Origin of the sequence: Paenibacillus eucommiae, from assembly GCF_017874215.1 — a bacterium.
Classification (GTDB): domain Bacteria; phylum Bacillota; class Bacilli; order Paenibacillales; family NBRC-103111; genus Paenibacillus_AI; species Paenibacillus_AI eucommiae.
Map to the genome: position 1 here is coordinate 112,743 of NZ_JAGGLB010000008.1, position 14,667 is coordinate 127,409.

13 protein-coding genes are annotated in these 14,667 nt (G+C 45.3%); all 13 read right to left on the reverse strand.

Annotated elements, in window-relative coordinates; all coding sequences use genetic code 11:
* Nucleotides 1–2: 2 nt before the first annotated feature.
* Nucleotides 3–1,283, reverse strand: coding sequence for an EF-P 5-aminopentanol modification-associated protein YfmF (yfmF, locus tag J2Z66_RS13870; RefSeq protein WP_209972030.1), 1,281 nt, complete (start codon nt 1,281–1,283; stop codon nt 3–5).
* 122 nt (nt 1,284–1,405) lie between these two features.
* Nucleotides 1,406–2,179, reverse strand: coding sequence for a spore cortex-lytic enzyme (gene sleB, locus J2Z66_RS13875; protein ID WP_209972031.1), 774 nt, complete (start codon nt 2,177–2,179; stop codon nt 1,406–1,408).
* A gap of 242 nt (nt 2,180–2,421) precedes the next feature.
* Nucleotides 2,422–4,950, reverse strand: coding sequence for an FtsK/SpoIIIE family DNA translocase (locus J2Z66_RS13880; RefSeq protein WP_209972032.1), 2,529 nt, complete (start codon nt 4,948–4,950; stop codon nt 2,422–2,424).
* A gap of 57 nt (nt 4,951–5,007) precedes the next feature.
* Nucleotides 5,008–5,229, reverse strand: a complete 222-nt coding sequence (locus tag J2Z66_RS13885) for a YlzJ-like family protein (RefSeq protein ID WP_209972033.1) — start codon at nt 5,227–5,229, stop codon at nt 5,008–5,010.
* Entirely contained in the window at nt 5,226–5,960 is a 735-nt protein-coding gene (locus J2Z66_RS13890) for a ClpP family protease (RefSeq protein ID WP_209972034.1), read from the reverse strand. The genes J2Z66_RS13885 and J2Z66_RS13890 overlap by 4 nt, the downstream gene beginning before the upstream one ends.
* A gap of 161 nt (nt 5,961–6,121) precedes the next feature.
* Complete coding sequence (locus J2Z66_RS13895; RefSeq protein WP_209972035.1) at nt 6,122–7,798, reverse strand: ribonuclease J; 1,677 nt, start codon at nt 7,796–7,798, stop codon at nt 6,122–6,124.
* 169 nt (nt 7,799–7,967) lie between these two features.
* Nucleotides 7,968–8,831, reverse strand: a complete 864-nt coding sequence (dapA, locus tag J2Z66_RS13900; RefSeq protein WP_209972036.1) for a 4-hydroxy-tetrahydrodipicolinate synthase — start codon at nt 8,829–8,831, stop codon at nt 7,968–7,970.
* A 41-nt stretch (nt 8,832–8,872) separates the two neighbouring features.
* Nucleotides 8,873–10,090: an aspartate kinase gene (gene dapG, locus J2Z66_RS13905; protein ID WP_209972037.1), complete on the reverse strand. Its 1,218-nt coding sequence runs from the start codon at nt 10,088–10,090 to the stop codon at nt 8,873–8,875.
* 66 nt (nt 10,091–10,156) lie between these two features.
* Nucleotides 10,157–11,194, reverse strand: a complete 1,038-nt coding sequence (locus J2Z66_RS13910) for an aspartate-semialdehyde dehydrogenase (protein WP_209972038.1) — start codon at nt 11,192–11,194, stop codon at nt 10,157–10,159.
* A 45-nt stretch (nt 11,195–11,239) separates the two neighbouring features.
* Entirely contained in the window at nt 11,240–11,833 is a 594-nt protein-coding gene (locus J2Z66_RS13915) for a dipicolinate synthase subunit B (protein WP_209972039.1), read from the reverse strand.
* A complete protein-coding gene (dpsA, locus tag J2Z66_RS13920) occupies nt 11,830–12,729 on the reverse strand; it encodes a dipicolinate synthase subunit DpsA (protein WP_209972040.1) in 900 nt (299 codons plus the stop codon). Before dpsA ends, J2Z66_RS13915 begins: the two co-directional genes overlap by 4 nt.
* A 133-nt stretch (nt 12,730–12,862) precedes the next feature.
* Nucleotides 12,863–13,318 (reverse strand): dUTP diphosphatase, encoded by a 456-nt coding sequence (dut, locus tag J2Z66_RS13925; protein WP_281068833.1) that lies wholly within the window; start codon nt 13,316–13,318, stop codon nt 12,863–12,865.
* A complete protein-coding gene (locus tag J2Z66_RS13930) occupies nt 13,305–14,561 on the reverse strand; it encodes a M16 family metallopeptidase (RefSeq protein ID WP_209972042.1) in 1,257 nt (418 codons plus the stop codon). Before J2Z66_RS13930 ends, dut begins: the two co-directional genes overlap by 14 nt.
* Nucleotides 14,562–14,667: the final 106 nt, after the last annotated feature.

Sequence of the window (14,667 nt, forward strand, 5' to 3'; positions counted from 1 at the left end):
TTCTACTCTCCCTTCCGATCACGTAAGAAGTAAATGGTATCCAGCTTAATCTGCTTCGCTACTGCTGCAATATCGGGCACATCCACCTGCTCAACGGCATTAATTAATTCAGCAACCGTCCTCTCTTTGCCGGAAAGAATCGTGTTGAAATCAAAGGAAATCAGCTCGAAAGCAGAATCCTGCAGCTCTTTAAGCTGATTGCCAATCATCGCCCTAGTCTGCTTAAGCTCTGTATCGGTGATGTCCCCTTGCTCCATAAGCTCCAGCTGTTTTTTGATAATGGCTACAGCCTTTTCGTAATTTTTAATTTCAATACCGGATTGAAGCGTAAGAATCCCTTTGTGACCGTCCAATCTGGAAGATGCATAGTAGGCAAGGCTTTCCTTTTCACGGACATTGATAAACAGCTTGGAATGAGGATACCCGCCCAACACACCATTATACATGAGAGCTGCCGGATATTGATCATTTGCATAAGTAATTGGAGTACGCAAGCCCATGTTCAGCTTTCCTTGGTTCACATCCAGCTTTTCTACAACGGTCCGGGCTTGCTCCGCCGCTGGTTGAAGGACGGTTTTCAGGTAACTGGCTCCTTCTGTCCGTGGAATTTGAAAGGCTTTACCGACGATGCTCTCGACCTCTGCCAGCGTCGTGTTGCCAACGACATAAACATCAATCGGCGAGTTCAGCAGCCATTCTTTGTAATGCTCATAAAGCCGTGAGGATGTAATCTTCTGGAGATTAGCAATGGTACCTAAGGGATGAAGCCGGTAAGGCTCATCTTTACACATTTCCTCTATACATCTTTCAGCGGCATAGCGAATTTTATCGTTGATAACAGCTTCAATCCGCTTCTGCAGCGTTTGTTTCTCTGAAGTCACATATTTATCGCGGAAATGTCCCTCCTCCAGCACAGGCCTTGTCAGCGTTTGCCCGACAAATTCTAGCCCCTGCTTCAGCAAGGATTCATTGGATGAAACAAACCGGTCATTAATTATATCCATACGCAGCTGTACGATCTGATAATCACCGCGCTTATAAATGTCAAAACCAAAGCCTGCTCCAAAAAGCTCGTCGAGATATTCACGAAACTGCTTCGTTTCCGGATGCTGCTCGTTACCCCTTCTAAGTACGAATGGTGTTAGTGCTGTCTCAGTAACGTGATCCTCCGATAAAGGACTTCCTATGTATACAGAAATGGCAAAAGTCTTGAACTGATCCGTAGGCAGCACATGAATGCGAATCTGATTCAGGATGCTGCGTTCGAAGTGGATTTGTTTCAAAGGCTCAACTCTCCTTTCAATCTTCGAAGTTATCTTCTCATTATAGGCTTACATAAACGAAAGAAGCAACCGAGAGAGGCTCCTTCTTTCGCAGCTGTTACACTGTTCCTTGTATTTACAAATTATTTACAAAAAATGTGCTTGCCAATTTGTTTAACCTGTGGACGAGTCCAAATCCATTTGGAGGTAGCTGTCACTGGATTGAAATAATACAGGCAGCCTCCTGAAGGATCCCAGCCATTAATTGCATCCTTGACTGCTTTTCTGGCTGATTCATTTGGCTTGAGCCAGATCTGTCCATCAGCAACTGCAGTGAATGCCCCCGGCTGAAAAATAACTCCTGATACCGAATTAGGGAAGCTTCCTGATTGTACCCGGTTCAAGATAACAGCGGCCACGGCAACCTGACCAATATAAGGCTCCCCTCTGGCCTCGCCATAAACAGCATTGGACATTAACGTAATATCCTCTTCAGAGAACCCTAGATTGGAGGATGGTGTCAAATTCCCCGTTGGGCTTTGTGCAGGCGGGCTTGCCGCGGCTCCTCCGCCTCCCCCCCCACCTGTAGGAGCTGTAGGCTTCCAAATTTTTGTGGCTTCCCATAATCTTAGCTTCGTTTTGGGACCAACAATTCCATCCACTCTCATGCCGAATTCACCTTGGAATCGTTTGACAGCCTGCAGCGTTTTGTAGCCAAAATCTCCGTCAATATTTCCCCCATAGAAACCAATAAACTTTAACCTTCCTTGCAACTCATAAACATCTGTTCCAGTGGCGCCATATCTAACCGTATTTTTACTGAAGGTCTCCTTGCTAGTGTCACTGTTCTTCAACTGATATGCGGCAAATAGAACAAAAATGACACAAAATGTGATGACCATAATTCTTCTGTTCATTTTCCTACTCAACCTCTCTTCTCGCATTGCTGCCTTTTATTGCTTATTATGATAAACAGAGGTCGCTTCTATGCATGTGAGATTCAGTCCCTAATAGTGAATTCGTTTAGTACTTTGCCTAGCACCAGCGCATTTCTCCATGAAAACCAGAAAAATTGGTTTCATTTTCCTAAAACAAAAAACCACACGATGAAAGTGTGGTTTCTTGGATACTTTGATAATTGTATTTATAGTGATGGATGTCAGGAACTGACGCTGTTGTGGTGATACTGCTCAAGTGAGACTAGAACCTCACGGGGTTTGCTGCCCTCATAAGGGCCTACAACACCTTTAGCCTCCATAGAATCAATAAGTCTCGCTGCACGCGTATAACCAACCCTCATACGGCGTTGAAGCAAGGAAACAGATGCCTGCTTGGCCTCAAGCACAATTTGAACGGCTTGATCGTAGAGCTCATCTTCGAATTCAGGCTGCTCATCGGATTTCTCCTCTACCATAGGCACCAGCTCTTCTTGATAAATAGCCTGCTCTTGTGTTCTTACGAAGGTCACTACAGTCTCAACCTCCTGATCGGAAAGGAAAGCCCCTTGAACACGAATCGGTTTCGATGCCCCAACAGGCAGATAGAGCATATCTCCCCTTCCGAGCAGCTTCTCGGCACCAACCATATCAAGAATGGTACGGGAGTCAACTTGAGAAGAAACGCCGAAGGCAATTCTTGAAGGAATATTGGCTTTAATAACACCCGTAATGACGTCTACTGACGGCCGCTGTGTAGCGATGATCAGATGGATGCCGGCGGCCCGTGCCATCTGGGCAAGACGGCAAATGGAATCCTCGACATCATTGGCGGCCACCATCATTAAATCGGCAAGCTCGTCCACAATGATTACATAATACGGAAGAGGAGCTTCGGTACTGCTCTCGCTTAGCAAAGCGTTATAGCCCTCAATGTTTCTCGTACCGCTTTTGGAGAAAAGCTCATAACGCTTTTCCATTTCCACGACTATCTTCTTCAAAGCCAGAGAAGCTCTTCTGGGGTCGGTAACTACGGGCGCCAGCAGATGCGGAATCCCATTATACACATTCAGCTCAACCATCTTTGGATCAATCATCAGAAATTTAACTTCATTTGGCTTTGCTTTATATAAAATACTAGTAATAATCCCGTTAATACATACGGACTTCCCTGAGCCTGTTGCCCCTGCTACGAGCAAGTGAGGCATTCTTGCCAAATTGCCTACGATCGGCTGTCCCGAAATATCTCTGCCTAACGTAATGGACATCCTCGATGCTGCATCTTGGAAAGCTGCTGTTTCCATCACTTCCCGCATAGTGACAACCGATACTTCTGAATTAGGAACCTCAATGCCAATCGCAGCCTTACCCGGAATTGGCGCTTCCATACGAATGTCTTTAGCGGCAAGTGCCAAAGCTATATCATCCGTAAGGCTGACAATCCGGCTTACCTTGACACCTACATCCGGTTGTATTTCATATCGCGTAACAGCAGGGCCCCTTACAACCTCCAGCACCTTGGCTCTGACTCCAAAACTTTCAAGCGTAGCTTCCAGCTTTCTGGCGATAGCTTTATAGTCCGACATCTCTGAGCCTTTACCTGCTTCTGGTTTAGCCAGCAATTCAAGCGATGGCAGCTCATAATGGCTAATAATTTCAGCCGCTTGCACCTCTTGAAACTCCAAGCTTTCTGGTTCCGTCTCCCCATCTGCTGGATCTTGAATAGCCACAGATTGTGGGAGTGTTATCTTTTTAGGAGGAGTATGGACCTGCTGTACCTCTTGATGCACTTGCTCCTGAAAATCACGAATGACAGGAATATTTGAAAGCTCCTCTTGATCAGGCTTTGATTCACTCAGCACAGGAGTACTTGGAACCTTGTAAACGACCTTTTCTACCGGAGGCTCCGCAGCAAATTCTTCTTGTTCGGATAGAGCCTCGGCAACTGGAGCTTTCCGGGATCTACCAGACTGTAAGAGCTGTGTCAGCAAAGGCATCTTCTTATTTCTACTTGCTGGTATGAGAATTTCTTCGTCAAAATCGTCATCTTGCGGAATATACGCTGGAGTGCTGACAGGTTTAGGTTTGCTTGTAACCTTCTGGACGGGCTGAGCGGTTCTGGTGCCTCTGTCCTGAAGCCATTCTTTTACTCTCTCCTTAAGATTAAAGCCTGCTATCTTAAAGCGGCCACGAACCATATTTACGACGTCCACATAAGAAATTCCAGTTGCAAGTATAAAACCAATAGCAAACAATGCATATTGAATTAATCTGGCTCCCAAATCTGCGAAAAGAAAATGAAGGCAGCTATAGAGCAAAGCCCCGATCATCCCCCCGCCGATTTCGTGCTGCAAATTAATTTCCGCAGTCGGACTGGAGCCAAGCGCCTCGAGCAAGGTATTCCAAGTATGAGATATAATTTGCCCTTCCGTGAAAGCACCCTTGGAAAGAAACAAATCAATGTGATTCTTAATCAAGAGACCGAGGATAAAAAGCAATATCCCCGTTTTCTTCATAGTCTTCAGGGGAGGCCACGACCTCTTGATCATGGCGAATAGTGCTATGTATATAAAAATCAGGGGAATCAGTATGTCCCAGGTACCTACAAAAAAACGAAACAAATACATCAGAGATACTCCGACATGTCCCTGCTTGGCAAGAGCAATGACGGAAAAAATAAGAATGATAATCCCATACAATTCAAACAACAAGCTAGATTTCAGGGCCTTGCTTTTTTTCTTTCGTTTGGCCATAATTGCCACCCCCAATGAGCAATTATACCATAGTTTTCTAAGACGAGATACAGGCCCTTAGAAATGAGGGCTGTATTCGATCATTGTGCCTGGCGTATACCTTGGATTTATATAATCCTGCGGATTCGTACTGATAAGCCTGACGATCCTCGCCTGATTACTGCCTATGGGCTCAACCTGCATTGTGAGGCCATTTAGCTGAATTTCTTCATAATGAGGATGAAAGTCCTCCATGCCTTGGAAAATAACTTCTGAAGGGATAACAGAATAATAAATCACTGAATCATCCCTCCCTGATTCTGAGCCTTTCTTGCCTCAATCAGACGGTTAAGCTCTTTGATCGCATCCCCAATTCCCCCTACATGATCTATTAAACCGTATTTTACGGCGTCAGGACCAATAACAGAGGTGCCGATATCACGGGAAAGCTGGCCTGTCTTAAACATCAAATCCTTCAGCTTTTCTTCGGTCACTTGAGAGTGGCTCGTAATAAATCGAATGACACGCTCTTGCATCCGGTCCAAATATTCAAAGGTTTGTGGAACTCCAATGACGAGCCCGTTAAGGCGAATCGGGTGAATCGTCATTGTCGCTGTCTCAACGATCATTGAAGTTACTGCTGAAACGGCAATGGGCACACCGATACTATGCCCGCCTCCCAGCACGAGTGTAACCGTGGGCTTGGATAAGGTCGAAATCATTTCCGCAATAGCGAGACCCGCTTCGACATCTCCCCCCACTGTATTGAGGATTACAAGCACACCTTCAATTTTGGAGTTTTGCTCTGCGGCCACAAGCTGTGGGATGATGTGCTCATATTTGGTTGTTTTATTTTGCGGCGGCAGCACAACATGCCCTTCTACTTGACCAATTATGGTCATGCAATAAATATTCGATTCATTCGTAGGAGCTGTCGTTTGTCCGAGCTGCTGAATGGCTTCCAGTGTAGCATTTTTCTTCTCTTCTTCTACAACGGGATCTTGTGAATTCGGTTTATCAGTGGCTGACAATAGTAGTCCCCCTTAAATGTATTCCTGCTTATTCCTGCTTCTTAGTATGAATACCCTATCGATATTTCATGCATTATGCGGCGAATAAACATAGAAGAAGCTCTTCCCGTAGGAAGAGCTTCTCAAATATATTGCAAAAGGTTCAAGTGACTAGTGGTTGACTAGACTTCCATAATGATAGGAAGGATCATAGGTCTTCTTCTGGTTTGTTCATATAAAAATCGTCCCAAAGCATCTTTAACATGTGTTTTTAAAGATGCCCATTCGTTAATATTTTCATTCATTAATTTATTAAGCGTATTCGTTACAATCCGGTTAGCTTCATCGAGCAATCCTTCTGATTCTCTTACATAGACGAATCCTCTGGAAATAATATCTGGGCCCGAAAGAATCTTCCCATCCTGCTTACCTAAAGTTACAACTACAACCAATATTCCGTCTTGAGACAGCAGCTTACGGTCACGCAGAACGATATTCCCTACATCACCTACACCTAAACCGTCAATTAGAACATTACCGGCTTGAACCTTAGAGCCTTTGCGTGCTACGCCGCCTTGAATTTCCACTGTATCCCCATTGTCAATAATGAAGATGTCTTCTTTGGAAATACCAACTGATTCTGCGAGTGTAGCATGCTGACGCAGCATCCGGTACTCACCATGAATCGGTATGAAATATTTAGGCTTCATAATGTTCAGCATTAGCTTAAGTTCTTCTTGACTGCCGTGACCAGAGACGTGTACTCCTGTGATGGAGCCCGGCCCATAAATCACGTTAGCTCCAATACGGAATAGCTCGTCGACCGTACGGCCAACGTAACGTTCATTACCAGGAATAGGAGTAGCTGCAATGATGACAGTGTCGCCAGGCATGATATCTACCTTACGATGTGTAGAACGAGCCATTCTAGTCAAAGCGGACATGGGCTCTCCCTGACTTCCAGTGGAAAGAATGACCACGCGATCGGAAGCAAGCTTATTAATCTCTTCAGGTTCAATCAACATCCCCTCAGGGATATGAAGATACCCAAGCTCACTTGCAATCGAAACCACGTTGACCATACTGCGTCCGATAACCGTCACCTTACGCCGTGTAGCTACTGCAGCATCGATAACCTGTTGAATCCGGTGAATATTGGAAGCGAAGGTCGCAATGATGACTCTTTGCTTGGCTTTACGGAATACTTCTTCAATTTCAACGCCTACACTTCGTTCAGACCCGGTGTAACCTGGTCTTTCGGCATTGGTACTATCGGAAAGCAAGGCTAAAACACCCTTCTTCCCGATTTCCGCCATCCGATGAATATCCGCATATTGTTCATTCACTGGAGTTTGATCAAACTTAAAGTCTCCTGTATGCACAACGGTTCCCTCAGGAGTTTCCAAGGCAACTCCGACAGAATCCGGAATACTATGATTGGTTTTGAAAAAAGTAGCCGTTATACAACCAAGATTCAGAACCGAATCCGCGTTGATCAGAATTCTCTTTGTTTCGCCAAGCAGATTAGCTTCCTTCAGCTTAGTCTCTACAAGCCCCAGAGTCAGCTTAGTTCCATAAAGCGGAACATTCAACTGCTTCAGGACATAAGGCAAACCTCCGATGTGATCTTCATGACCATGCGTTAAAACAATACCGCGAACTTTATCTCTATTTTCTGTAAGATAGCCGATATCCGGAATTACGATGTCGATACCCAGCATGTCCTCCTCAGGAAACTTGAGCCCGCTATCAACAACAACAATGTCGTTACCATATTGGACAACGTACATATTTTTGCCGATTTCACCCACGCCGCCAAGAGCGAAGATCAGCAATTTATCTTGAATTTTCTTAGACAAGAATATACCTCCTTTATATGATTGGCGACGAATCTACATGATTAAACCGAACCAGTCACTTGCAACCATTATACATGATCAAAAACATCAATTACAAGTCGCTAACACATAGCGCTAGTATTCCCAAAAAAACAAAACCGATGCCGGGGCACCGATCCATTAGGCATTATCATTCAAAAAGTGATTGGATGAACTGTCCTTCCTGCTCGGAAACGTCAACTAGAGGCAGCCTGACTCCACCTGCGTCCATCCCATGAAGCCGAAGGGCGTGTTTGATAGGAGCAGGACTTGGCACGCGGAAAATGCCTGTGAACACCGGGTGAAGCTTACGATGCATTTCAGCTGCTTGCTGAATGTTGCCTTCTAGATAATACTTTATCATAGATTGCATTTCTTTTCCAATCACATGACTGGCAACACTAATAATTCCTGAGCAGCCTACAGCGAGTGCAGGCAAAGTGTTGCTGTCTTCACCGCTGTACACATGAAACCCTTCTGAAGTGCCGCTCACAATTCGAGTAAGCTGATCCGTCCCCGCACAATCCTTAGTTGCTACAATGGTAGGAATTTGCGACAATCGAATCGTCGTATCGGCATCAATATTCACGCCGGTTCTGCCAGGTACATTATACAGAACGATCGGAAGCTTAACAGATTCTGCAACGGCTTTGTAGTGCTGGTAGAGCCCTTCCTGGGAAGGACGATTATAGTAAGGCGCGACGACTAATAGAGCGTCTACACCTAGCTTTTCAACTTGTTGAGAGAAATGTATCGTATGGGCAGTATCGTTGCTTCCAGTACCAGCAATGATTTTACAGCGCCCTCTCGCATATTGAACAGATAATTCAATGAGCTTAAGCTTTTCTTCCTCTGTCAGAGTCGGAGACTCTGCTGTTGTTCCACAAATAACGAGCCCATCTGAGTGCTGCTCCTCGATCAAATAATTGATCAGTGGCTCCACCTGGCTCCAATTAATGGCTAAATGCTCATCAAATGGCGTGACCATCGCTGTAATTACTTTTCCGAAATCCACCGTATGCGCCTCCTACAGCCTGAATTTTATTAGTATGAATTTCATTTATTTAACTGAAATTTATGATGCAGAGCTCTAACTGCTCTTTGCATATCCTCGCCATGGACCAGCACCCAGATGGTCGTATTTGAATCTGCAGACTGAAGAATACGGATATCTTCATCCGTAAGCGCTTCAACGATGTGCGCCATAATTCCCGGCACTCCGTTCATACCGCCACCAATAATAGAAACCTTCGCGCACCCTCCATGGATCAGTGGCTCATAGCCTCGTGCTTGCAGCAACCCTACGGCGTGCTCTGCTTCATGGTCAAAAACGGTATAAACAACAGCTGATGGATTTACGTTAATAAAATCAACACTGATCTTGTGCTCAGCCATCGTTTTGAATACTTGCAGCTGCAAATCAAACTCCCCTCTTGGAGCTGAAACCTGGATTTGAGTAATATTTGTAAAATGGGCGATCCCGGTAACCCGGCGGTCTTCCACCTCATTTAGCATCATTTTACTGCCTTCTATGTGTGTAACCAGGGTACCTTCGGACTTGGAAAAGGTAGAACGTACACGGATCGGAATATTCGCTTGCATGGCAATTTCGACAGCCCTGGGGTGGATTACCTTTGCCCCATTGTGCGCCATATTGCATATTTCTGAAAAGCTGACACGTGTTAGCGGCCTAGCATCCTCTACAATTCTTGGATCTGCTGTAAGAATCCCGTTAACGTCAGTGAAAATATCTACCATTTCTGCTTTCAATGCTGCGCCCAGTGCAGTTGCCGATGTGTCGCTGCCGCCGCGCCCTAAAGTTGTGAAATCATCATGTAAAGTTTTACCTTGAAATCCGGTTACAATCACAACCTGCTCTTGTTCCAGATGCTGCATAATCCTCGATGGCTGAACCTTCAGGATCTGCGCGCTTCCAAAGTTTTCATTCGTTTGAATACCCGCCTGTCCACCTGTCAAGACAACAGCTGAAATCCCTCTCGCTTGCAGCAAGCTGCACAATTGTACAGCGGCAATGACTTCACCACAGCATAATAATAAATCCAGCTCTCTCGATGAAACAGAACCCCCATACAGCCGAGTCAGCTCCAAGAGCGTATCGGTTGCATAAGGATCCCCCTTCCTTCCCATCGCGGATACGACGACGACTAATTTGAATGGTTCTGCAAGCGCATCGCGGATATGTGCAAAAACATGCTCTCTGGCTTCTGCGGTGGAAAGGGAGGTTCCTCCAAACTTTTGTACAAGAATTCGCATGAGCTTCCCCCATAAAAATGAGATTAGCTGCCCAAGGAAAGAGAAATGAATAAGTGCAGAAAAAGCTTATTGCTCGATAGCAATATGTTCGGCTATTTGAACGGCATTCCAAGCAGCACCTTTAAGTAAATTATCGGATACGATCCACAAATTCAAGGCTCTAGGATTGCTTAAATCTCTACGAACCCTGCCTACAAACGTCTCAAGCTTACCTGCAGCATCAGTCGCTAAAGGATATTCCTGCTTCTCAGGGTTATCAACCAGAACAATTCCTGGAGCTTCCGCCAGAAGTTTCTTTACATCTTCAACTTCAAAATCCTGCTTAAGCTCCACATAGACGGATTCGGAATGGCCGTATACAACAGGTATACGAACGCAAGTGGCTGTTACCTCAAGAGAATCGTCACCCATAATTTTTTTCGTTTCAAGAATCATTTTCATTTCTTCATTTGTAAAGCCGTTGTCCAGAAATTTATCAATTTGCGGTATCGCATTAAAAGCAATTTGATGCTTCACTGGCAGCGACCCTACAGGTAAAATTTCCGGGTTGACAGATGCACCCTCAAGAACAGCCTTGGATTGACGGTTCATTTCCTGAATCGCCTTGGCTCCAGCACCGGATACAGCCTGATAAGTAGACACAATAATGCGGGAAATCCCGTAGGTATCATACAAGGGCTTCAGTGCTGCGACCATTTGAATGGTGGAACAGTTAGGGTTGGCAATGATACCTTTGTGCTCATTGATTTTGTCAATGTTGACCTCTGGTACAACAAGCGGTGTTTCTGGATCCATACGATAGGCGCTTGTATTGTCGATACATACAGCTCCTGCAGCTACCGCATGCGGTGCCAGCGCCTTGGAGATGTCTCCTCCAGCGCTGAACAAAGCAATATCAATATCCTTAAAGCTCTCCGGTTTCGCTTCTTCAACCGTTATTTCACGATCCTTGAAACGAAGCTTAGTGCCGGCAGAACGAGCTGAAGACAACAGTTTTAATTCCTTGAGGGGGAAATTCCTTTCATCCAGAAGACGTATGATTTGTTCACCTACGGCCCCGGTAGCGCCGACTACTGCAACGTTAAAAAGCTTTTGATTCGACATATACTGTTCTCTCCCCTACTCTTTTGTTATCTATAAAATAAAGGTTTAGTACTGGAATCTTTCAATGATCATCGGTTGTAATTGCTTGCCTTCCAAGGCGGCTTCACACGCCTCTACGATTAAATCCATTCTGGCAACTAAAGAATTAGGCTTTGCACCAGGCGCATCCTGTCCGAAAGGAACAAAATAGATGTTTTTGGTAATTAACAGCTTCGCGATGTTCATCGCATTCAAACCAAGGCCGTCATTCGTCGAAATTGCAAGCACAAGGGGCCTCTGATTTCTCATCTGCGCTTTCGCCGCCATCAAGACTGGACTTTCAGTCATTGCGTTCGCGAGCTTACTGGTTGTATTGCCCGTACAAGGCGCAATAACCATTACATCCAAAAGCTTTGAAGGTCCCAGTGGCTCAGCATCGACAATCGTATTTATAATTTCATTTCCAGTAATTTGCTTTAATTGCGCTTGCCAATCTGCTGATTTACCGAAGCGGGTGTCTGTAGTCATGACTGTTGAAGACACGATGGGAATAACCCGAGCCCCGTAATCGACAAATCTTTGAATTTGCGGCATAACCTCTTCCAACGTACAATGCGAGCCGGTTAATGCATAACCAACTGTTTTTCCCTGCCAATTCATTTCCCATCGCTCCTGTCTTTAAAGTCGTCCTGTATCAACTGACTTAGCGTATTCGCCATGATTCGTCCAGCTGTTTTGGGTGCGACAATTCCAGGTAGTCCGGGTGCAAGCAGCGCTTTGACGCCTCTTTTTTCGGCAAAACGAAAGTCTGTTCCGCCTGGTTTGGAGGCCAAATCGATGATGACCGCACGATGTGGGATATTTGTGATAACTTGTGCTGTGACTATCATAGTCGGAATTGTGTTAAAAAGCAAGTCAATATTGGCTGTTTCGGCGTATAAATCGCTAGTGTAGAACGGCTGAAAACCCATTTCCCAGGCACGGGCAAAATGCTCCGGTTTCCTGACTCCTACCTTCACAACTGCGCCTAACCCTTGAAGCGTTTTGGCCATTGTGAACCCTGTTCTACCAAAACCAAGGACCATACATACAGAACCATGAATCGTAATATCAGTGTTTTGAATAGCCATCATAAGCGCGCCCTCAGCAGTCGGGATGGAGTTGTAAATAGCTACGTCATCACGATCAAAGAGCTCTACAAGGGATATGGAATGAGCTTCACAAAGACGTTTCAAATATTGCTTAGCTAAACCCGTGTAAACCTTTGTATGCTTGGGAAGGGCCGCGATGTGCTCATCGGTCAAAATAAGCTCATCCTTGGAAAAAATGGAGTCTACGCGTCCTTCATCATCCGTTCCAACCGCAGGTAGAATGAATGCATCCACTTGCTTCAAGAGATCTGAGCTAAGCTCCAGGCTCGTAACTCCATTAAATTGACGAGCCAAATTATTAAATCCAAACAATAAGACAGTCGCGTCCAACTCAGTAAACTTCTGAATGATCTCGAGCTGCCGAGCGTCTCCGCCCATGAACGCTACAGAAATGCCAGTAAGCATGCTCGCTTGCACCCCTTTCTCGGAATGTTTCTGTAGCTCATTGTATGCTTGCCGTGCCTATTCGGTGATGCCAAAAAGAGCCTCTTCCCAAGAAGAGGCTCAGACAACATTTATAGAGGCTGGAACGGACAACTCATACGCCGGTGTGTCCGAAGCCACCCACACCCCGTTTGGTTTCCGTCAGCTCGTTGACAACTTCAAGTGTAACAGCTGGAACAAGCTGGAAGACCATTTGGGCAATTCGCTCATTACGTTCTATAGTGAAGGGCTGCTGACCATGATTGATAAGCAGCACTTTAATTTCGCCGCGGTAATCCGCGTCAATGGTTCCAGGTGAGTTCAAAGTCGTGATACCATGCTTGTAAGCAAGGCCACTGCGCGGCCGAATCTGCGCTTCCAGTCCATCAGGCATGCTTAATGCAAAACCGGCAGGTATGAGCTGGCGCTCACCAGGCTGCAGTGTAACGGGTTCGCTTACAGCTGCATGAAGATCGAAGCCGCTTGCCGCTTCTGACATTTTCTCAGGCAAACGAATATCTTCATTGCCGGGCAGCTTCATCAACTCTACTTGAATATTATTTACTGACAAGCTGATCCCTCCTGAATCCTTGAATGACTTCATCGGAATTACCTACCATTGACAGTGCAAATGGCACTGAAAACAGGCTGCTGGTCAATTCGCGAATATGCTCCATCTGTACACTTTCGATACGCTTGATCATTTCATCCAGTGTATAGTGTTTACCTGTCATAAGCTCGTTCTTGCCTAGACGGTTCATACGGCTGCTTGTGCTTTCCAGGCTAAGAATTAAACTGCCTTTGAGCTGCTCCTTGCCCTTATTCAGTTCACCCTCGGATATGCCCTTGACCGAAACCTCGCTCAGCAAATCCAAAGTTACCTTCAGAACCTCTTCAGTTTGCTTTGGTGCCGTACCTGTATAAATGGTAAACATGCCACTGTCTATGTGTGAGGAATGATAAGAATACACGGAATAAGCCAGCCCGCGCTTCTCACGAATTTCCTGAAACAGCCTGGAGCTCATTCCCCCTCCAATAGCATTGTTGAGCAGTACCATTGGATACAGATTGTCTTCTGTTAACGACAGACCAGGCAAGGAGAGGCAGATATGATTTTGCTCCGTTTTCTTGGCATGAAACAGCAGCTCTCCTAAAAAATCGGGAGCTGCGTATTCCGTTGCTTCTCCTGAATTGTTGAAGCTTCCAAAATGCTTTTCAATGAGCTCCCGAACACCATCGTCTACATTACCAGCCAGGCTGATAACTATATTTTCGGTATTATAGAATTGCTTCATATAACGACGGAGATCATCCGGCTTCATCGCAGATAAATTATCCTCTGTTCCCAAAATCGTATAACCCAGGGGATGCGTTCCATAGGCAGCCTTAGCTACCAAATCGTGCACAAGATCATCTGGTGTATCTTCGTACATCGATATTTCTTCAAAAATTACATTTTTTTCTTTCTCCATTTCCCCTTCATCAAAGGTGGAGTTAAAAAACATGTCCGACAAAATGTCCATGGCAATCGGCAGATGCTCATCGAGCACCTTGGCATAGTAGCACGTATATTCTTTGGATGTAAAAGCATTCACATTTCCGCCGATACCGTCAAAAATTTCTGCGATATCTTTGGCTGAATGCCTCTCTGTGCCTTTGAAGAGCATATGCTCTATAAAGTGGGAAATGCCGTTATCCTTCCCCAGCTCATTTCGAGATCCTGTTTTCACCCATATGCCAAATGCAACTGAGCGAAATGTAGGAATTTGTTCCATGATCACACGAAGACCATTATGTAAGCGGTATTGAATCACCAAGTTTCCTCCTTCAAGCTTTCTCTTTAGAAAGCTTTGTTCGTAAGCATTATTTCTTCATGCCGGCTCATTAGCCCAGGTAAGCATGCAGCACTTACCTAGTCTA

Bases quoted from the DNA above. Each gene is read 5' to 3' on its own strand.
- sleB (WP_209972031.1), bottom strand. From the start codon at position 2,179: ATGAACAGAAGAATTATGGTCATCACATTTTGTGTCATTTTTGTTCTA.
- J2Z66_RS13880 (WP_209972032.1), bottom strand. From the start codon at position 4,950: ATGGCCAAACGAAAGAAAAAAAGCAAGGCCCTGAAATCTAGCTTGTTG.
- dapG (WP_209972037.1), bottom strand. From the start codon at position 10,090: ATGCGAATTCTTGTACAAAAGTTTGGAGGAACCTCCCTTTCCACCGCA.
- J2Z66_RS13910 (WP_209972038.1), bottom strand. From the start codon at position 11,194: ATGTCGAATCAAAAGCTTTTTAACGTTGCAGTAGTCGGCGCTACCGGG.
- J2Z66_RS13915 (WP_209972039.1), bottom strand. From the start codon at position 11,833: ATGAATTGGCAGGGAAAAACAGTTGGTTATGCATTAACCGGCTCGCAT.
- dpsA (WP_209972040.1), bottom strand. From the start codon at position 12,729: ATGCTTACTGGCATTTCTGTAGCGTTCATGGGCGGAGACGCTCGGCAG.